The following is a 20,514-nucleotide window of genomic DNA, read 5'->3' as shown; positions in this document are numbered from 1 at the left end:
CTTTTCAATTTTATTTTTGACTTCCACTAGTTCTTTTCACCGTCGAAGGTTTAAATCCTTTTAAGCGTAAGGCGTTTAGTAAGACAGAGACTGAACTAAAACTCATAGCTGCTGCTGCAATCATCGGACTTAACAAAGGTCCACCAAATAAGTGTAACACACCCATAGCCACTGGAATACCTAATGTATTATAGGCAAATGCCCAGAAAAGATTTTCTTTGATGTTTTTGATGGTCGCTTTACTTAATTCAACTGCTGTAGGCACATCCATTAAATCACTACGCATTAGCACAATGTCGGCCGATTCCATTGCAACATCTGTGCCTGAACCAATAGCAATCCCCACATCTGCTTGGGCAAGTGCTGGTGCATCATTAATACCGTCACCCACCATCGCTACTTTTTTGCCTTCTGCTTGTAGTTTTTTCACTTCTAACGCTTTATCTTCTGGTAAAACTTCACTTAAGACACGATCGATACCTACTTGTTTTGCAATCGCCTCGGCAGTACGCTTGTTGTCTCCCGTAATCATCACGGCTTCGATCCCCATTTTATGCAAACGTGCAATGGCTGTTTGACTGCTATCCTTCACAGTATCTGCTACCGCAATGATACCCGCAAACGAACCATCTTTTGCCACAAACATTGGGGTTTTCCCTTCTTCTGCCAAACGATCCGCTTGTTGAACAAACGTTGATAGCTCGATGGCTTCTTCTTTCATTAATTTTATATTGCCCAAAAGTAGGACTCGTTCGTTGATTGTCACACGGATGCCGTGACCTGGAATCGCTGAAAAATCGCTTCCTTCTACTAATGGCAATTGACGTTCTTTAGCCGCTCCCACAATTGCTTCACCTAGAGGATGTTCTGATCCTTGTTCTGCAGAAGCTGCTAATGTTAGTAACTCAGCTTCTGAAAGTGCTGAATCAGCAACTAAAATATCTGTAACCACCGGTTTGCCTTCTGTAATAGTTCCTGTTTTATCAAACACGATTGTTTGAATTTTGTGAGTGGTTTCTAAAGCATCCCCACTTTTAATTAAAACGCCATTTTCAGCGCCCTTACCTGTCCCCACCATAATCGCAGTCGGCGTTGCCAAGCCGAGCGCACAAGGACAAGCAATCACTAACACAGAAATGGTAATTGTCAAAGCGAAAATCCATGACTCTTGTCCTAAAAAGAACCAAGCCAAGCCAGAAAGAACAGCCAAACCAATAACGATTGGGACAAAAACACCCGAAATTTTATCAGCTAATTGTGCAATCGGTGCTTTTGAGCCTTGCGCATCTTCCACTAATTGAATGATTTGGGCAAGGGCCGTCTCTTTTCCCACTTTTGTTGCCTTGAATTGAAAGCTGCCATTTTTATTGATGCTAGCACCAATTACTGCATCACCGACTTTCTTTTCAACAGGCAAACTTTCGCCCGTTAACATGGCTTCATCCACAGAACTACTGCCTGAAACAATCACTCCATCAACAGGGATTTTATCTCCTGGGCGAACAATCACAATGTCATCCAACTGAACAGCATCAACTGGCACTTCAATTTCTGCGCCATCACGTAAAATATGGGCAGTTTTCGGTGCTAAACCCATTAATTTTTTTATCGCATCTGAGGTTTTCCCTTTTGAAACAGCTTCGAAATATTTTCCTAATGTAATTAAAGTTAAAATAACACCCGCTGATTCATAATAAAGAGCCATTGTAAAACTTGTGTCTCCTAAAAATATCATGACTGTGCCATATAAACTATACACAAAAGCAGCACTGGTTCCTAAAGCTACTAAAGAAAACATATTCGGATGTCCTTTAAATAATGCTTTAAAACCGACTGTGAAAAATTCTCTGCCGACATATAGGACGGGTAACGTCAAAATCAATTGAACCATTGCAAAGGTCGTCGCATGTGTCATTGGATTCAAAAAATCCGACAATGGTAAGCCTACCATATGTCCCATCGCAATATAAAGAAGGGGTACTGTAAACACCGCTGAGATCCAAAAACGTTGCCACATCTCAGCAATATGTTTTTGTTTCTTTTCACGATCTTGGTCCGCTGTTGCACCTGCAGCGACTTCTTCTGTCGCTTGATAACCTGCATCCGTAACTGCTTTGATAATTTTAGCACTCGTTACTTGATGGTCGTCATAACTAACCACCAGTTTTTCCGTGGCTAAATTAACAATCGCTTGTTGAACACCAGATAATTGGTTCACAGCTTTTTCAATCGTTTGGGCACAGGAAGCACAACTCATTCCTTCAATCGCAAACGTTCGTTGCTGGGCTGGGCTAATCGCCTTGTAGCCAGCATCTGACACAGCTTCCTTAATTTCTTCTTCTGTGACTTCCGTCTGATCATACGTGACACTTAATTTTTCCGTAGCTAAATTGACACTTGCCTTTGCCATCCCAGGTAACTTCGCCGTAGCCTTTTCAATCGTTTGGGCACAGGAAGCACAGCTCATCCCTTCAATATCAAACGTTTTACTTTCCATTTTTTTCACTCCTTTTTAAATTAAATGACATTGGCATTGACCAGGAATACAGTTACAAGGGACGGATTCAACCGCCGTCTTGCGCTTCTCTTTCAAGAGTTCCTCTAATCGATCCAAATCGTCATAACTCAACTGACTCTCTGTTAAAATTGTTTCTACCACGGAACCAACTTTACGGCTGCACACCTTAGCTAAAAGTTCGTCTGCCACCGTTTCAACGCTCCGACGTTCTTCTACTAGCGGATAATAAATATATTTATTGCCTGCTTTCTCCGTTCCAACTAACCCTTTATCTGTTAAACGACTTAGTAACGTCTTGACGGTCGTTGATTTCCATTCTTTCTTCTCATTTAAAAGTGTATGCACTTCACGACTCGTGGTCTTGCCTTGGGTCCAAATAACCCGCATGACTTCCCACTCTGCATCTGTAATTGTCGCTAATTTATCTTTTGCCATACTCGTTAAATTCCTCCTTCATCAATAAAAAAAGAGTTCAAGGTTTTTGACTACAAACGTAGTCGTTTATCTTGAACTCATCATATAGCTATTTTATTTTTTTGTCAACAACTTCTGCTCATCTTTTTTTATTGCAACGCAGATTCTTGTTTTTTAACAAAGTATTTCAATAAGAACGGTGCAACTAAGGTCGTTAAGATAATTACCACAATCATGCTCGTATAATACGCTTCTGAAAGTAATTTAGATTGGTAGCCAATTTGCGCAATGATTAATGCCATTTCCCCACGCGAAACCATCCCAGCACCGACCATTAAAGAACTTGTATTGGAGAAACCAACCATTTTCGCTCCCCAGGCGCCGCCCAGTAATTTCGTTAAAATCGCCATAATCGTCATTACCAAAATAAAAGGTAAATCTTTTCCTAACGTGTTAAATGTCACTGATAAGCCAATGCTGGCAAAGAAGACGGGAATAAACACGGCATAGCCAATAGCTTCAATATTGAAATCAATTTCTGTTTTTGCATCCGTTTGTCCCACAGCAATCCCTGCAAAAAAGGCACCTACGACAGAACTTAAACCAACTAAATCAGCCAAATAAGCCATGCCCAAACAGATAATCAATGACATGATAATAACAGACGACCCAATGTTCATTTTTTGACTTAAACGTAGTAAATAGGGAGCAATAAAGCGGACCAAAAAGAAAATCCCAATAAAGAATAAGCCTTGTTCAATTAACTTAACAATAAAGCTGACTTCTGTATTGCCGCCTGTACTTGCACCAATCATGCCGACAGCGACACTTAAAATAATCACGACCACGATATCGTCAACGACGGAAGCCCCAAGAATCGTTGCACCTTCTTTACTACTTAAAACATTCAACTCTCTTAATACTTCTACTGAAATGCTGACCGACGTTGCTGCTAAAACTAACCCAAGGAAAAAAGCTTCTTTCCAAGAAAAAGCAAACAGCTGACCAATCAACATAGTAAAACCAACCGGTAAAACGATGCCCAAAATAGCGACCATGACACTAGGTTTCGCATATTTTTTCAATAATTCCAATTCACATTCCATTCCAGCAATAAACATCAGCATAATGACACCAATTTCTGAAAAGTCATGCACAAACACATCTTGATGCACAATATTTAACATCGCTGGACCTAACACAATCCCTACTAGCAATTGCCCAATTACCGCAGGAATTCCTACTCTTTTACAAGCAACACCTGCTAAAGTCGTTGTAATTAAAATCAAACATAAAATACCTAAAAATTCCATTCTATTTCCCTCTTTCTCTATTAACCAATCATCACTGATTCTTTTGGATATTGAACTTTCGACTGACTTTCCAAGCCTTTCTTAATTAATGACAATAACACCGTGTACACACCCACACGACCGATGAACATTAGAAAAATAATCACCAGTTTACCAAAAACAGTTAAATCTGGTGTTAACCCCATTGTTAAACCGACCGTTCCAAATGCAGAAATCACTTCAAAAACAATATACTCAATCCCGTTTTTTAAAGGTAATGTTTCTGTAAACGAGAGAATAACCGAAGCAGTTACACATAAAAAAGTTGCCAAGAAGAACAAAGTAAACGCTTGGAGCACTACTCGCTCAGGAATTGTGCGTTCATGGAATTCCACTCGCTGTTTCCCTTTAAAAATTGCACGAAATTGTAAAAATAACACACCAAACGTAGTGGTTTTCAAGCCGCCAGCGGTTGATCCTGAAGTGCCACCAATAAACATCCACAAAATCGTGACAATCAGGCCTGGATTACTCATTTTCAAATAATCAACTGAATAAAAGCCAGCCGTTCTTGGTGTAACCGACAAGAACCAACTGTTGACAAGACGCTGCCAAAAAGACATGTCAGCTGGAAAATGGCGATATTCTGAAATGTAAAAAATAACGGTCCCTAAGACTAAAAAGGTGGCGGTCACCGTTAAAGCAAGGCGTGTATGAATACTAACACGGTGCTTAATTTTATTTTTATAGCCTTTAATCATTGCAAAAATATCGCGCCACACAATAAATCCTAAACCACCAGCTATAATTAAAAAGCTAATGACTAGTAAAAGATAAGGCGAATTTTGATAAGGAACCATACTATCCCCTAGCAAATCAAAGCCAGCATTACAAAATGCCGAAACGGCATGGAAGAGACTAAAAAACAACCCTTTTTTCCACCCAAATGTTGGCACAAATTGAAAGGACAACAAGAAGGCTCCAAGTAATTGAATAATGGCCGCAAACTTCATAATATATTTCATTAAACGAAAAACTCCGGAAACTTCACTAACATTTAACGCTTCTTGATACAACATCCGTACACTTAGTGACGCTTTTTTCCGCAGCAAACTAAAGAAAATCGTGGCAACGGTTAAAAAGCCTAAGCCGCCTAATTCAATCAAAATCATAATAATAACTTGCCCGATAGGACTCCAATGCTCCGCCGTATTCAAAGGCGAAAGCCCTGTAACACAGACGGCGGAAGTTGCCACGAAAAAAGCATCAATCCATTGCGTTTTTTGTCCAGCTTGTGCAGAAAAAGGCATCATTAATAAGATTGTGCCTACAACAATTAATAAAAAAAAGCCTAAGACAATTGTTTGAACCGGTGAAATATACAACCTTTTTTTGATCTGATGTTTCATTTTTTTCTCCTCTACCATTTCTTTGTCAATCAAAAACAACACAAACGGCTAGACAACTGTTGCTTTGTTCCTCTCGCCCTATGAGAAACTCAAAACCTTGAAAACAACTTGCCCAACCGAATAATTATTTTTTAATTTTTGTTTTCACGTTGATAAATCGAATAAACCAACTCATTTTTTTGATAAACCTGTTTTAAACGAACTGGGATTGATTGAGCCATTGTCTCGTATAGAGCAATGCCCTCACCCAGAAACAGTGGTATTGTCGTCAAAATGAAGGTATCAATTAAATCAGCTGCCAAAAGCGGTTGAACCACTTTTGGGCCTCCAACAATCCAAATTCCCGCGCCGTCTTCTTCTTTGAGACGACGAATTAATGTGACGGGATCTTCCTTGGTAAAAGTTCTTGAAGCAGTTGATGTTTCTGGATGAGAGGTAATGATATAAGAATGCTTGTCTTCATAAAAATACACATCTGGGGACAATTCTTGTGTCACTTGATCATAAGTAGTCCGCCCCATTACCACAGTGTCTATTTTTTCATACATTTCATCGTAACTACGATCTTCTTCATCGCCACGAATATTCTCTTCTAACCAAGCAACACCGCCCGCTTTGTCCGCAATGAAACCATCAATACTCGCTGCAATAAATAAAATTACTTCCCGTGCCACATCAACGCCTCCTTTTCTCTTCTTATCTATTTTAGCTTGTTTTCACAAAAAACTCTAGGGGTGCGCATTGTTATTTTTAAAAGAAAAAAGAGAAAAACTAGGATAATTGGGCTACTTTTTGTAAAATAGGAAATAAGAAACTTTTTATTGAGTTATTTTACATTTTTTTCAAGAAAAATAAGAATTGGTTTATTTGATTTACACAAAAAAATAACATATTCAGTTTTTATATAAAGGAGGATTACTTTGTTTGATTTAGAGAAGGTTCAGACCTTGAATGAATTAGAAATGCTCGTTTACCATTATGTATTGGAACACCTGCACCAAATCCCTCAACAGACCATTCGCCAACTGGCTACTTCCTGTCATGTCTCCACCTCAACGATTCTACGATTTTGTAACAAAATGGGCTATGCTGGTTTTTCCGAATTAAAATATGCAGTGAAAGAAGAAGCCAAACAAACACAAACGTTTGAAAATTTTTATGATGCCACGGTTCACGTCGATGCTTTTTTGAAAAAATTAAACCAAGAAACCTATTACGAAATGCTTCGTCCAGCAATCCAAATGATTGTTCAAGCACGTCACGTTGCCTTTACTGGCATTGGTACTAGCGGAATTTTAGGTAGTTATGGCAGTCGTTATTTTGCCAACTTAAATATCAATTCTTACAGTATTGCTGATCCCTTTACGCCTATCCCCAAGCGCGGATTTGAAAATACATTAGCCTTGATTCTGTCTGTATCTGGGGAAACCAATGAAATGATTAAACAAATGACCGATTTTAAAACAGCTGGCGCCAAAGTGCTAAGCATTACCAACAATCAACATTCAACTATTGCCCGCTTGGCTGACTACAACATCTCCTATTATATGCCCGACGAACGTTCTCCATTTGCAGATAAATCAGTCAATACAACCACTCAAATCCCTGTCATTGCTTTAATTGAACTCCTAGCTCATCAAGCAAGTCAACTTTTAAAGGAACTAGATGAAACACCTTTCTAGTTGTTTTTCACAAAAGCTCATGCTGTCTAAAACAGTATGAGCTTTTTTGTTTTTTTTCTTGGTACATGTTTCTCATTCAAGCAAAAGTCTATTTTTTCTTCAAATAACCTTATATAGTAAATATGTAAACGGATACATTTGCATTTATATTATTCTTCAAAGGAGAGATTTTTATGAACGAATGGATTAACGAGAAATTATTACCTCCAGTACTAAAATTCGTCAATACCAAAGCAATTACTGCCTTACGGAACGGGATGCTTTACACGATGCCTTTTACCATTGTTGGTTCCGTGTTTCTTCTATTAGCGAATTTCCCAGTTACAGCTATTTCTGAATGGGTTAACGCAAGTGGCCTGGCTGTTTATTTCAATCAAGCATATGGGGCATCTTTTGCGATTATGTCGTTATTTGCGGTCATCGGTATTGCCTACTCATATGTAAAAAGCGAGGGATTTGAAGGCCTCCCAGCGGGCATGATTGCCATGGTAGTTTTCATTTTGTTTATGTCATCTGAAGTCAAAGATGCGGTTTCTGGCGCAGTAATTGGCAATGTCATCAACAAAGATTGGACAGCTGGCAAAGGGATGATTACAGCTATTATTGTTGGTTTGTTAGTCGGCGTTGTATATAGTTGGTTTTTACGTCATGATATTCGTATCAAATTACCAGAAGCTGTACCAGAAAATGTGGCCAATTCCTTTACTGCGTTAATTCCTGCCAGCGTCATTGTAACTGGTGCAATGCTAATTTTCATTCTTCTAGATAAAGTCTTCAATACGACATTCTTTGACTTTATTTACGAAGTGCTACAATCACCACTTCAAGGAGTCACAGATTCACTAGGTGGCGCATTACTATTAGGTTTTGTCATTCCGCTCTTTTGGTTTTTCGGTGTTCACGGGTCAACAATCGTTGGCGGTATCATGGGCCCTATTTTACAAGCAAACTCTTTAGAAAACACCGAAATTTTGAAATCAGGAAAAGACTTAACACTGGCTAATGGCGGCCATATTGTTACACAACAATTTTTAGATCAATTTTTAACGGTCACTGGTGCGGGCATGACAATCGGGTTAGTCGTGTTCATGGTTTTCTTTGCCAAATCAGCTCAGTTCAAGCAATTAGGTCGGCTTTCAATTGGGCCAGCTGTTTTCAATATTAACGAGCCAATTGTCTTTGCTACACCTATCGTGATGAACCCAATCATGGCTGTGCCATTCATTATCACACCGATTGTTTCTTCTGTTGTGACATATTTTGCCTTGTACACAGGACTGGTTCCTCTCTTTACTGCGGTACAAGTTCCCTGGACTACTCCTCCAATCATTTCTGGACTTTTAGTTGGTGGTTGGCAAGCAGCGTTGCTTCAAGTAGTGGTACTAACGATGAGTTTCTTTATCTATTTACCGTTTGCTAAAAAAATGGATGCACTTAATTACGCAGAAGAAACCAATCAACCAATTACTGAAGAAACCCTTGAAAAAGTCGAAGCACAAAACGTATAAAAATTTGAACAAAGGACTGAAACGATATGTCAATTTTGAAAAATGATTTTCTTTGGGGCGGCGCTGTCGCTGCTCATCAATTAGAAGGAGGCTGGGACCAAGGCGGTAAAGGGGTGAGCGTGGCGGATGTAATGACTGCTGGTGCACATGGCGTTCCTCGTAAAATTACCGCAGGCGTTTTACCAGATGAACACTATCCTAACCATGAAGCGATTGATTTTTACCATCGCTATCAAGAAGATATTCAACTATTCAAAGAACTTGGTTTAAATTGTTTCCGAACCTCTATTGCTTGGACACGAATTTTTCCTAACGGAGATGAAGAAACGCCCAATGAAGAAGGCCTTCGTTTTTATGATGCACTTTTTGACGAGTGTTTGAAAAATGGCATTGAGCCAGTCGTGACACTGTCTCACTTTGAAATGCCTTATCATTTAGTCACAAAATATGGCGGCTTTCGCAATCGCCAAGTCATTGATTTTTTTGTCAAATTTGCTGAAGTCTGTTTCACTCGTTACCAGAAAAAAGTCAAATATTGGATGACCTTTAACGAAATTAACAACCAAGCCAATTATGAAGAAGATTTTGCACCTTTTACTAACTCTGGTATTGCTTACCAGGAAGGAGAAGACCGCGAAGCAATTATGTATCAGGCTGCTCATTATGAACTAGTCGCTAGCGCACGTGCAGTGAAAATTGGCCACGCTATCAATCCCGACTTCCAAATTGGCTGTATGATTGCGATGGTGCCTATTTATCCTTATTCTTGTAATCCTGAGGATATGATGATGAGTGTTAGCGCAATGCAAAAACGTTATTGGTTTACCGATGTTCATGTCCGCGGTCATTATCCAAGTGCAATTCAATGCTATTTGAAACGAAAAAACATTTCATTAGATGTCACAGAAGAAGATTTAACTGATTTAGCTAATGGCTGTGTTGATTATATTGGCTTTAGCTATTACATGTCGTTTGCTGTGAAAGGTGCAGAAAAGGCCCCTACTTTTGACTACAATGAAGCAAAAGACTTGGTGCGAAATCCTTATGTAGCAACATCTGATTGGGGCTGGCAAATCGATCCTATGGGCTTACGCTATGCAATGAATTGGTTCAATGATCGGTATGAATTACCACTCTTTATTGTTGAAAATGGCTTTGGTGCTATTGATGAGCTAGAACCAGACGGAACGATTAACGACACTTACCGAATCGCTTATTTACGTGAACATATCGAGATGATGAAAGAAGCCGTTGCGTATGACGGCATTGATTTGATGGGCTATACACCTTGGGGATTCATCGATTTAGTGAGCGCTAGTACAGGCGAAATGAAGAAACGGTATGGCTTCATTTATGTAGATAAGGACAACGATGGTCACGGAACGTTGGAACGGCGAAAGAAAAAATCGTTTGCTTGGTATCAACAAGTGATTGCTACGAATGGAGAAGAATTATAAACAAAAGGCCTTCGTCTAAAGACGAGGGCCTTTTGTTTATGCTTGTAATCCCTTTTCTAAATCAGCCAATAAATCTTCGACTGCTTCAATTCCTACAGATAAACGAATGAGTCCATCTTTAATTCCCACAGCTTCACGATTTTCTTTGGGAATAGATGCGTGAGTCATAATGGCAGGTACTTCAATTAAACTTTCTACGCCACCTAAACTTTCCGCTAAAGTAAAAATTTCCAACGTTTCTACGAAAGGAACGACTTGCTCATCCTTGGCTAATTCAAAAGAAATCATACCACTAAACCCCGACATCTGTTTTTGCGCAATTTCGTGACCAGGATGACTCGCTAGTCCTGGATAATACACCGTTGCTACAGCTGGATGCGCTTCTAAAAATTCTGCGATTTTTTGAGCATTTTGGGCATGCGCTGCCATCCGGACGCCTAATGTTTTTAAACTACGTTGGACCAACCAACTATCATGTGGTCCTAAAACAGCGCCAATCGCATTTTGTAAAAAGGCAATCTTTTCTGCGCTTTCTGGATGATTCGTTACGACTAAACCAGAAACTACATCACTATGGCCCCCTAAATATTTTGTCCCGCTGTGAACCACAATATCAGCACCTAACGCTAACGGCCGTTGAAAATAAGGCGTCGCAAACGTATTATCGACAATGGTTAACAACTGATGTTTTTTAGCAAGCTTAGCCGCCGCTTCAATATCTGTAATTTTTAACAGTGGATTACTTGGTGTTTCCAAAAACAAGGCTTTTGTATTTGGCTGAATTGCGGCTTCAATTGTTGATAAGTCGCTGGCGTTTACAATCGTGTAGCTTAACCCATTTGCTACAAATACTTTATCCAATAAACGGAAACTCCCCCCATAGACATCATCACCTAATAAAATATGATCTTCGGGTCCAAACATAGAAATGATTGCATGGATACCAGCTAAGCCTGAGCTAAACGCAAAGCCATGGCTCCCACCTTCTAACTCAGCGATTAAGGTTTCTAACGCGTGACGTGTGGGATTACCTGAACGAGAATATTCATATTCTTTTGGCTGGCCCACGCCATTTTGTTCAAAGGTTGACGTTTGATAAATAGGAACACTCACTGCACCTGTTGTTGCGTCTTTGCTAATGCCGCCATGAATCAATTTGGTATTGAATTTCATAAAAGTTTTCCTCCTAAGAATAAATATTTTTTGATAAATAACGGTCACTACCGTCAGGAAAAATAGTTACAATTGTGCTGCCTGCTGGTAAGCGGCGCGCCTCTCTTAATGCCGCCGCAAACGCTGCGCCGCTGGAGCTTCCCACCAGCAAAGCGCTTTTCTTGGCTAATTGTTTGACCCAGAAAAAACCATCCTCGTCTGAAATGGTATAAAAGCCGTCCACAGGAATCTGTTTAAGAAAAGGCGGCACGAACTCCACACCAATGCCTTCGATTTCATGTCCGTGTGCAGGTCCGCCATTTAAAATCGAACCTTCTGGCTCCACGCCCCATAATTGCGTCTTACTATTTTGTTCTTTGAGATATCTGCCAACACCTGCAAACGTTCCACCACTGCCTAAACCTGCGACAAAGCTAGTAATCTTCCCGCCTAGGTCTTGAACAATTTCAGGTCCTAATCCTTCGTAGTAAGCAGCAGGATTATCCGGATTTTCAAATTGTAACGGCACGTAACTATTAGGAATTTCCTTGGCTAAGTCTTGGGCACTAGTTATCGCTCCGACAATCCCTTGCTCTGTTGGCGAAGGGACAATTTTAGCACCTAACGCTTGCATCAGCTGTTGTTTTTCCTGACTAAATTTTTCTGGCACAACAAAGATTGTCTTGAGGCCCAGTTGACTGGCAGCTAATGCCAGGCCAATCCCTGTATTCCCCGCTGTCGGTTCAATAATTGTTGTGGCTTGATTTATCTTTCCCGTTTTCATTGCTTCTTTGAGAAGATGCACACCAAGCCGATCTTTGACGCTGCCACCTGGATTCAAATATTCTAGTTTCGCATAAATTTTAGTGCCTTCTGGCATAGGATATTGTTCACTTGTAAATTCAAATAATGGTGTTGCTCCGATTGTGTCTAAAATTGACTGAACAATCATAGCGAATTCCTCCTTCTAATACATGTACATAAAACAAAAAGGTGCTGATCGCATCAGCACCTTTTTTGTTTATTTCTGGTTGTCTAGATTCAGAGAGGAATCGTGTTAGGCAATTTTTCAGAAATAACGGAGGTTTTCCCCATCACAAAAGAGTATGCTGCACTATTTTGCACCATACAACAACAGCTTTCCGTTTCCAAAAAAAGGCTAGCTTGTTTTTTCGTCATGGTTGATTTCCTCCTTCGTCATGTGTTGACCAAACTATACCATTTCCCATTTTCTAGTGTCAACGATTCTAACGATTGCTATTTCCTATCACACCAATGGTTTTCTTATAGGCAAAAGAATTAATAGACCAAAAAAAACAGAAGGCTAGCCTTCTGTTTTTCTGCTACTTATTTAGCACGTTTTAAATACGTACCTTCCGCAGTATTGATTTCTAATAATTCGTCTGCTTCAACAAAATCTGGAACGTTAACAACTAATCCTGTTTCCATTGTAGCGGGTTTACCAGAACCAGTTACTGTTGCGCCTTTGATTGAAGGTTGTGTTTCAGCAACACGTAAGATTACCGTTGTTGGTAAAGTTAAACCAATGACTTCTTCACCATAAAATTGAATTTTTACTTCCATATTTTCTAATAAATATTTTAGTTCTTCTTCAATTAAAGCAGTTGGTACTTCATATTGTTCATATGTTTCTAAATCCATGAAAATAGCCATATCATCTTGGCTGTATAAATATTGAACCGGTTTTGTATCGATGTGCGCTTTTTTCACTTTTTCATCTGGGCGCATTGTTGTATCTGTTGTTGAACCCGTACGAACATCTTTTAATTTCATACGCATAACCGTATTACCTTTACCTGGTTTGTGGTGGCTAGCTTCCATTACTTTAATTAATTTGCCGTCTTGCTCAAAAGTCATACCGGCTTTTAAATCGCTTGCTGCAATCATTGTAATTTCTCCTTTTCTCTGGTTAATTCTTCATTATTGTAGCAAATAACCTAGGATTAATCTAGGAAATCACGTATCTTTTTTAGAAGTTTATCACTCCCCAGACATTGAATTGAGAAATAAAACGAGTTTAACTTGCCTTTTTTCTTGAATTGCGTTAGAATTACCAAGCTTTCATCAATTATTTTCACTTTTTACATAGAAAAAATCAATCATTAAAGGGGGTGATGATATGATACGTCAAACGCTATCTTTATCAAAAACACATGAGGTTGTCTGTCACTAAACATACGTTGGTGAGACAAATTGCCTTTCAGCGTATGTACTCGGTCTATTTGAAAGGAATTTAAAATCATGAACCCAACTATTCAACCTTACCAATTTAACATAATTAAAGAACAAGTCGCTGTGTTACTAAATACCTATACGTCTGTTAACGATGCTACGACTGTCAAAACTGTCCAGGCCCTATGTGTCGAAAAAATCAATGGGTTATTTCCAGAAGAACACCCTGCTGTTACGATTTTGTTGGACAAAGTGATGGATCGTCGTTTAACACGCGCACGTGCTGAAAAATATTTAGACGAATTAAAAGAAACCGTGCTGCCCTTTAAGGAACCTTCAACACCACAAGTGACGAAAGTCTTTCGCAAAGTGAAAAAGTTAAAGATTCCTGAATGGGAAAACATGGATTTACGGAACAATACCTATGTCGGTTGGAACGACGCTGGGACTCAGAAAAAATTTATCTTAGCTTATCGAGAAAATAAATTGATCGGCGTCCACGGCACCCTTTCACCCACCATTGTTAAAGGTGTTTGCTCCATCTGTCAAACAATCACGAATGTGTCTATGTTCCTAGCTACCACCAAATCAGGCGGCGACGGAACCTACACGAAAAAAGGCAATTACATTTGCCATGATAGCGACACCTGTAACCAACAATTAACACAACCTGAATATTTGGAAGCCTTTATGGAAAATGTTAAGGCTGTGAAATAACAAAAAACCGTCAAGAAAATTTCTTGACGGTTTTTTGTTACATCTCTTTCAATTTCCCACGAAATTCTTCAATACTTTCATAACCTTTTGCTGCCATGATTTCTTGTAATTCTTTGGCTAGACGCGCAAAAACTTGTGGACCTTCTTGATGCAATTGTGTGCCGACTTGTACTAATGTCGCACCACATAAAAGATGCTCAAAAACATCTTTTCCGCATGTAATACCGCCCGTTCCAATAATTTTGATTTCTGGTTTCAAACGTTGCGCAAACGCACGAACATTGGCTAACGCTGTTGGTTTGACATATTCGCCGCCCAGTCCACCGAAGCCTCCTTTTGGTTTAATGACCACTTCTTCCTTGTCACTGTCAATATATAAACCATTACCGATGCTATTAATACTATTCACGTATACTAAAGGGAATTTATTTAAAATTTCAGCCATTGCGTCAAAATGTGCAATATCAAAAAATGGGGGTAATTTTACACCTAATGGTTTAGTAAAAAATTGGAAAACTTCTGTTAAAAGCTTTTCTGTTAATTCAAAATCATAAGCAATTTGCGGTTTACCAGGCAAATTGGGACAAGACAAATTAAATTCTGTCACTCCTGTGTATTCACTTTCTTGCACTTTTTTTAAAATAGCGATATTTTCCTCATAATTCATACCAGATACAGATAAAAAGCGTAACTCCTCAGGAAATTCCTTTTGACGTGCAATCTGATAATCTAAATAATAATCAATCCCTAAATTAGGCAAGCCCATTGAGTTAATACTTCCTAATGGTGTATCAAAATACCGAGGCTCCTCATTGCCCTGACGAGGATTAGGTGTTGCCGTCTTAGCGACAAAAGCACCTGCTTGAGAAGCCGCTAACTCATCCATTTCCTTAATTGTCATACAATGAATGCCTGATGCGTTCATTAACACATTCGCCAATTTATGTCCCGAAAACTCTACTGAAATATCCAAAAGAAAAACCCTCCTGTAAATTGTTTTACTCATAAGCTTACCACCTTCACATAAGCTTTTTATGATTATAGCATGTTTTTTTGCGTTAGTGTTATTTATATAAATTTAAAAAGGAATAAGCCATTGTGACTTATTCCTTTTCTTAGGGAAACTAACGTATCCAAAATTGATTGATTCTTATCGTCCCACAATAAACGTCAATTCACATTCGCAGACCTTTTTATCTTCCACGTAAGCAGTCGCTTTGCCGATGCCGACAAAGTCACGTAATTTGACGATTTCAAAATGTAATTTCAAGACATCACCAGGGACCACTTTTTGACGGAATTTGGCTTTGTTGATACCGCCAATATAGGCTGTTTCACCTTCAAATTGATCCATTTTTAAGATTAAAATCGAACCTACTTGTGCCAATGCTTCAATAATCAAAACGCCTGGCATTGTTGGATTTCCAGGGAAATGTCCTTGGAAAAATTCTTCGTTAATTGTTACATTTTTTGTTGCAATAATCTTTTCATTTGGAATAATTTCATCCACATAATCAATATAACAAATCGGATAGCGATTAGGAATCATTTCCATAATTTCTGTTGCAGTCATTACTTTTTTCATACTAGTTTTCCTCCCATTTCTTCAAGCAAATTACACCATTATGGCCACCAAAGCCAAACGAATTACTAATTGTATAGTCCGCTGTAATGTCACGTGCACCTTCTGTGACATAATCTAAATCACAATCTGGATCAGCAACTTGGTAGCCTACTGTCGGATGAGCTTTTCCTTCTTGCAATGTTTGTACACAAGCAATCGCTTCGATACCGCCAGCCGCGCCCAATAAATGTCCAGTCATACTCTTTGTACTTGAAATTGGAATTTGCGATGCTCGCTCACCAAAGACACGTTTGATGGCCGTTGTTTCCGCAGCGTCATTCGCCGGGGTTGACGTACCATGAGCATTGATATACCCAATTTGTTCCGGTGTAATCCCTGCTTCTGCAATCGCCATTTCCATCGCAGCCGCCGCGCCACTACCGTCTTTTAAAGGAGCGGTCATGTGGCTAGCATCACAGTTGCTGCCATAGCCAACAATTTCGCCGTAGATAGTTGCGCCACGTTTCTGTGCATGCTCGAGTTCTTCTAAAATCAGCATTCCTGCGCCTTCACCCATCACAAAACCTTTTCGTTCTTTATCAAAAGGAATCGAAGCCCGAGTCGCATCTTCTGTTGTATTTAAAGCATTCAATGCTGCAAAGCCTGCAATCCCAATTTCACATACTGTGGCTTCTGTCCCCCCAGTTACCATCATGTCCGCTAAACCATATTTAATCGTGCGAAAAGCTTCACCAATCGCATTCGTCGCAGAAGCACAAGCAGTCACGATAGTTTGAGAAGGTCCTTTTGCACCTAGACGAATCGAAATATTTCCCGCTGCCATATTAGCAATTACCATGGGCACGAAAAATGGTGTTACGCGTTTTGCGCCTTTTTTATCCATTACCCGTACTTGGTCTTGTAAGGTAGTCATCCCGCCAATCCCACTACCGACAATCACACCTAAACGAGTCGGGTCAATCATTGCTTCTGTTAAACCACTCATTTCCCACGCTTCTAAAGCAGCGACCAAGCCATATTGAGAAAATAAGTCCATTCTTTTTTGCTCTTTGCGTTCTAAAACAGCACTTGGGTCAAACTCTTTCACTTCACCAGCCAAAGCCACCCCAGTATCTTCAGAATCAAATTTAGTAATTTTGCCAATTCCTAGCTTGCCATCCACTAGATTATGCCAAAATTCTTTTACGGTATTGCCTAATGGTGTTACGGCACCCATGCCGGTTATGACCACTCTTTTCATACTGTACCTCCGAGTTTATTTTGATTATCAAACTATTATTTCATGCGGTTTCCAGCACTTTTTCTCAAAAAACAAGAAAAATAGTTTGACTTTCAAAGTATTTTGGTTAATAATTCAGACATCAGGAAAAATGTCTGTTTTTTTCAAGATTAGAAAATTGAGAAGATTTTGTTATCATTCTCACACAGATAATACCAGTTGAAATTTTATTCGTCAACTCAATAAATGTAACTTTTACATTTTGATGAAGAAAAGCCTATTCTATCAACAAAAATTTTTTATTAAAGGAGATTTTATATGTTTTTACAAAATAAGAATGTCGTCGTAATGGGTGTTGCCAACAAAAAAAGTATTGCTTGGGGCTGTGCAAAAGCATTAAAAGATCAAGGGGCCAATGTTATTTATACGTATCAAAACGAACGCATGAAAAAGCAAGTGGTTAAATTAGCAGATGAAAATGATTTGTTGGTGGAGTGCGATGTTGCTTCTGATGCGTCCATTCAAGCAGCCTTTGAAACAATTAAAAATGAAGTGGGCACGATCGATGGACTAGTCCATGCGATTGCTTTTGCCAAAAAAGAAGAATTGTCTGGAAACGTTAGTGACATCACTCGTGATGGTTTCCTATTAGCACAAGATATTAGTAGCTACTCTCTTTTAGCAGTCACTCATTATGCGAAACCTTTGTTAAATCCTGGTTCAGGAATTGTCACATTGACGTATTTAGGTTCCGAACGTGCGATTCCTAACTATAATATGATGGGGATTGCTAAAGCATCTTTAGAAACTGCCGTGAAATATTTAGCTTTTGAATTAGCTGCAGATAAAGTTCGTGTCAACGGAATCTCCGCAGGAGCGATTAAAACATTGGCTGTGACTGGTGTAAAAGACTACGATCAATTGATTAGTATTTCTAATGAGCGGACACCAGATAAAACAGGTGTAACCATTGAAGAAGTCGGAAACACTTGTGCCTTTTTAGTCAGTGAACTAGCTAGTGGTGTGGTCGGTGACATCATTTATGTCGATAAAGGCGTTCACTTAACTTAATCATTTTTTGTCTTTATTTTCTATTTATACATTAAAAAACAGAGATTGGACAATCTCTTTCACTCATTGATTGTCCAATTTCTGTTCTATTTTTTACTTTATTCTATAATAAAATTGACAGTTTCAATTCCAAAAACAGTTGTTAGAATTTGATTGACTTGTTCAAAAAGTTCTGGTAAATCTTCCAGTTTATTTTTAGATTGGATTTTTTCAGAACCGTTATCGTAGCTTAAATGATTGTACGCTTCTTTAAAGGTTACTGCTGTGTCTTCTTTTCGATAAAGGATATATTCGTCATCTAGCATATCCATTTGTAGCTCCTGTTTAAATCCATTTCTGGCAACAACAGCAGAAACTAGATGAGCAACTGTCAAGCCATCTAACGGAATGTCCACTCCATTCATTGCTAATGTGTAGACGGTATCTTCCACTAAACCACAGGCGTTACAACCACCACTGGTTAAATCTACTGTACTTGTTATAATTGCCTCTTGCATCGTTTCTTCCCCCATATTGTTTTTTAAAGTTATTCTTTCATTTGTTATTTACGAACGTAATTCACATCATAATCGTCAACTTCAATATAGATATAGATTTTTTTATCAGGCATTTTACTGCGAATGTCTCGTTCAATCGCATTCACAACATCAGGTGCATCTTCTTCCATTGGTTCTACCACATCAATTTTTGCCGCTACTAAAATTTCAGTTGGGCCTAAATGAACGGTCTTTACATCAATTAGTTTTTCAACATCCGCCCGATCAAATGCGGTTTTAATTTTTGCTAAATCTGTAGCGGTCACACTTTCGCCAATAATCAAACTATAAAATTCTTTCGCTAAGAAAATGGCTGCACACATTAATAGTAAACCAATCAGTAAACCACTGATAGCATCAAATGCAGCAATCCCAGTTACCATTGTTAAAAGGGTTCCCACCAAAGCTAAACACAAACCAATAACCGCACAAAAGTCTTCCGTAAAAATAATTAAAATTTCACTGTGACGACTTTCTCGCAAAAATTTTAAGAGCGATAACTTCTCTGTATTCAATTCTTTGATTTCTTTCATCGCTACACGCAAAGAGCTACCTTCCACAAGCAAACCAAAAATTAAAATACCAATGACAATAGCCACATTTTCTACTTCATGAGAGGGATGCAGTAACTTCTGAATAGCCTCCATTACGCCTAACGCGCCCCCACCAAAAAAGAGCATCGTTGCAACAATTGTACTAAAAAAGTATTTTGCACGGCCTTCTCCAAATTGATGTAACGCACTTTGTCCACGAGAAGCGCGCTTATTCCCAAAAAGTAATAACACCTGATTACTACAGTCCACGACACTGTGGATACTTTCATTCATCATAGCGGTACTACCACTTAAAGCAAAACCAACAAATTTACTAATCGCTACTAAAATATTCGCAATCAGTGCGGCAATAACTGCAAACATGCCACTCGATTTTTTTGTCTCCATAATTACCTCCTATATGTAACGTAAAACTAAGATAAACCACCCGTTTATTCATCCATCATTTTACCACTTCTGAGGTATTTGTAAAAAAGAGTTCTCTTAAAATTCAAAAAGAAATGTACTGACTGTTTTAGTTGACCCTCATTTATCGGTGTCCATCCCACTCTTGATAAAATTCCTCCAGATAAAGTTCCATAAATTGATGACGCTTTTCCGCCAATAAGCGACCATAATTTGTATTCATTTGTTCCTTTAACTTTAAAAGTTTCTCATAAAAATGCATAATAGCAGTATCTTCCCCATTCCGGTATTCTTCTTGGGTTAACTGTTCACGAGGTTGTTTGTGAGGATCGTGAATTAAACGGCCTTTATTTCCCGAATAAGCCATCACCCGTGCAATTCCAATTGCGCCGATGGCATCTAGTCGATCCGCATCCTGGACCACTTTTCCTTCTAATGTAGTGACTGTTTTCCCAGTATTTCCTCCTTTAAAGGACATATTAGCAATAATGGAAAGGATGTGATTCGTTTGCCCTGTTGATACGTTATTTGCTTCCAACCATTGTTGCACCTTTAGCAAGCCAGCCTCTTCACTTTCGTTAAATTTTTCATCGCCAATATCATGTAACAATGCTGTTAATATACATAAAAATAAATTTGCTTGTTCTTTCTCTGCAATTGTTTTTGCTAATTGTGTCACTCGATAAATATGCCACCAGTCATGGCCACTTGCTTCGTTGGCTAATTCTTGTTGAACATAACGCTCTGCTGCTTGAATAATTGTTTGTTCTTCAAAACTAAGAGATTCATTTTCAAACATCCT

20 protein-coding genes are annotated in these 20,514 nt (G+C 38.9%); 5 read left to right on the top strand and 15 right to left on the bottom strand.

Annotation, left to right across the window (positions count from 1 at the left end):
- Window positions 1–10: 10 nt before the first annotated feature.
- From IGK86_RS01285 to IGK86_RS01265, 5 genes are all read right to left on the bottom strand, one after another.
- Window positions 11–2,497 carry a heavy metal translocating P-type ATPase gene (locus tag IGK86_RS01285; RefSeq protein ID WP_016617025.1) on the bottom strand — a complete coding sequence of 829 codons (2,487 nt, stop codon included), beginning with the start codon at window positions 2,495–2,497 and terminating at the stop codon, window positions 11–13.
- A gap of 15 nt (window positions 2,498–2,512) precedes the next feature.
- On the bottom strand, window positions 2,513–2,953 hold the full coding sequence (locus IGK86_RS01280; protein WP_002358353.1) for a CopY/TcrY family copper transport repressor: 441 nt from the start codon (window positions 2,951–2,953) through the stop codon (window positions 2,513–2,515).
- A 128-nt stretch (window positions 2,954–3,081) separates the two neighbouring features.
- Entirely contained in the window at window positions 3,082–4,245 is a 1,164-nt protein-coding gene (locus IGK86_RS01275) for a cation:proton antiporter (RefSeq protein WP_002355211.1), read from the bottom strand.
- 20 nt (window positions 4,246–4,265) lie between these two features.
- Window positions 4,266–5,633: a TrkH family potassium uptake protein gene (locus IGK86_RS01270; RefSeq protein WP_010713602.1), complete on the bottom strand. Its 1,368-nt coding sequence runs from the start codon at window positions 5,631–5,633 to the stop codon at window positions 4,266–4,268.
- Between the two features lie 131 nt (window positions 5,634–5,764).
- The gene (locus IGK86_RS01265; RefSeq protein ID WP_010713603.1) at window positions 5,765–6,307 is read right to left on the bottom strand and encodes a dihydrofolate reductase family protein; all 543 of its coding nucleotides are present in this window, start codon (window positions 6,305–6,307) and stop codon (window positions 5,765–5,767) included.
- Between the two features lie 246 nt (window positions 6,308–6,553).
- Between IGK86_RS01265 and genR the strand changes: the two genes are divergently transcribed.
- From genR to genA, 3 genes are all read left to right on the top strand, one after another.
- The gene (genR, locus tag IGK86_RS01260) at window positions 6,554–7,315 is read left to right on the top strand and encodes a MurR/RpiR family transcriptional regulator (protein ID WP_002355208.1); all 762 of its coding nucleotides are present in this window, start codon (window positions 6,554–6,556) and stop codon (window positions 7,313–7,315) included.
- A 173-nt stretch (window positions 7,316–7,488) separates the two neighbouring features.
- Window positions 7,489–8,823 carry a PTS sugar transporter subunit IIC gene (gene genB, locus IGK86_RS01255; RefSeq protein ID WP_016617428.1) on the top strand — a complete coding sequence of 445 codons (1,335 nt, stop codon included), beginning with the start codon at window positions 7,489–7,491 and terminating at the stop codon, window positions 8,821–8,823.
- 26 nt (window positions 8,824–8,849) lie between these two features.
- Entirely contained in the window at window positions 8,850–10,280 is a 1,431-nt protein-coding gene (gene genA, locus IGK86_RS01250) for a 6-phospho-beta-glucosidase GenA (protein WP_002355206.1), read from the top strand.
- Window positions 10,281–10,316: 36 nt separating this feature from the next.
- On the opposite strand, the gene IGK86_RS01245 is transcribed toward genA, so the two are convergent.
- The 4 genes from IGK86_RS01245 to efp all read right to left on the bottom strand — a co-directional run bounded on the left by IGK86_RS01245 (window position 10,317) and on the right by efp (window position 13,340).
- Window positions 10,317–11,453: a cystathionine gamma-synthase gene (locus IGK86_RS01245; RefSeq protein WP_010823393.1), complete on the bottom strand. Its 1,137-nt coding sequence runs from the start codon at window positions 11,451–11,453 to the stop codon at window positions 10,317–10,319.
- 13 nt (window positions 11,454–11,466) lie between these two features.
- A complete protein-coding gene (locus tag IGK86_RS01240; RefSeq protein WP_002361143.1) occupies window positions 11,467–12,384 on the bottom strand; it encodes a PLP-dependent cysteine synthase family protein in 918 nt (305 codons plus the stop codon).
- An 89-nt stretch (window positions 12,385–12,473) separates the two neighbouring features.
- Window positions 12,474–12,611 (bottom strand): hypothetical protein, encoded by a 138-nt coding sequence (locus tag IGK86_RS01235; RefSeq protein ID WP_002366057.1) that lies wholly within the window; start codon window positions 12,609–12,611, stop codon window positions 12,474–12,476.
- A gap of 168 nt (window positions 12,612–12,779) precedes the next feature.
- Window positions 12,780–13,340, bottom strand: coding sequence for an elongation factor P (gene efp / locus IGK86_RS01230; protein ID WP_002355202.1), 561 nt, complete (start codon window positions 13,338–13,340; stop codon window positions 12,780–12,782).
- 354 nt (window positions 13,341–13,694) lie between these two features.
- Here efp and IGK86_RS01225 point away from each other — a divergent pair, with 354 nt between their 5' ends.
- The gene (locus IGK86_RS01225) at window positions 13,695–14,342 is read left to right on the top strand and encodes a FusB/FusC family EF-G-binding protein (protein ID WP_002361142.1); all 648 of its coding nucleotides are present in this window, start codon (window positions 13,695–13,697) and stop codon (window positions 14,340–14,342) included.
- Between the two features lie 37 nt (window positions 14,343–14,379).
- On the opposite strand, the gene IGK86_RS01220 is transcribed toward IGK86_RS01225, so the two are convergent.
- The 3 genes from IGK86_RS01220 to fabF form a co-directional block, all read right to left on the bottom strand.
- Window positions 14,380–15,348, bottom strand: coding sequence for a dihydroorotate oxidase (locus IGK86_RS01220; protein ID WP_002404623.1), 969 nt, complete (start codon window positions 15,346–15,348; stop codon window positions 14,380–14,382).
- A gap of 144 nt (window positions 15,349–15,492) precedes the next feature.
- On the bottom strand, window positions 15,493–15,927 hold the full coding sequence (fabZ, locus tag IGK86_RS01215; protein WP_002355197.1) for a 3-hydroxyacyl-ACP dehydratase FabZ: 435 nt from the start codon (window positions 15,925–15,927) through the stop codon (window positions 15,493–15,495).
- Window position 15,928: 1 nt separating this feature from the next.
- The gene (gene fabF / locus IGK86_RS01210) at window positions 15,929–17,167 is read right to left on the bottom strand and encodes a beta-ketoacyl-ACP synthase II (RefSeq protein WP_002355195.1); all 1,239 of its coding nucleotides are present in this window, start codon (window positions 17,165–17,167) and stop codon (window positions 15,929–15,931) included.
- Between the two features lie 297 nt (window positions 17,168–17,464).
- Between fabF and fabI the strand changes: the two genes are divergently transcribed.
- Window positions 17,465–18,217, top strand: coding sequence for an enoyl-ACP reductase FabI (gene fabI / locus IGK86_RS01205; RefSeq protein WP_002355193.1), 753 nt, complete (start codon window positions 17,465–17,467; stop codon window positions 18,215–18,217).
- Window positions 18,218–18,315: 98 nt separating this feature from the next.
- Here the strand turns inward: fabI and IGK86_RS01200 are convergent, their stop codons facing one another.
- The 3 genes from IGK86_RS01200 to IGK86_RS01190 form a co-directional block, all read right to left on the bottom strand.
- On the bottom strand, window positions 18,316–18,729 hold the full coding sequence (locus tag IGK86_RS01200; protein WP_002355192.1) for a DUF4809 family protein: 414 nt from the start codon (window positions 18,727–18,729) through the stop codon (window positions 18,316–18,318).
- 29 nt (window positions 18,730–18,758) lie between these two features.
- Entirely contained in the window at window positions 18,759–19,694 is a 936-nt protein-coding gene (locus tag IGK86_RS01195) for a cation diffusion facilitator family transporter (RefSeq protein ID WP_002355191.1), read from the bottom strand.
- A gap of 142 nt (window positions 19,695–19,836) precedes the next feature.
- The gene (locus IGK86_RS01190) at window positions 19,837–20,511 is read right to left on the bottom strand and encodes an HD domain-containing protein (RefSeq protein WP_010713610.1); all 675 of its coding nucleotides are present in this window, start codon (window positions 20,509–20,511) and stop codon (window positions 19,837–19,839) included.
- Window positions 20,512–20,514 lie beyond the last annotated feature (3 nt).

It is taken from the genome of Enterococcus sp. DIV1206 (genome assembly GCF_051712485.1).
In the GTDB taxonomy this organism is placed as follows: Bacteria; Bacillota; Bacilli; order Lactobacillales; family Enterococcaceae; genus Enterococcus; species Enterococcus faecalis.
Note: the sequence above shows the minus strand (reverse complement) of the source record. Positions and strands in the feature narration are given on the sequence as shown.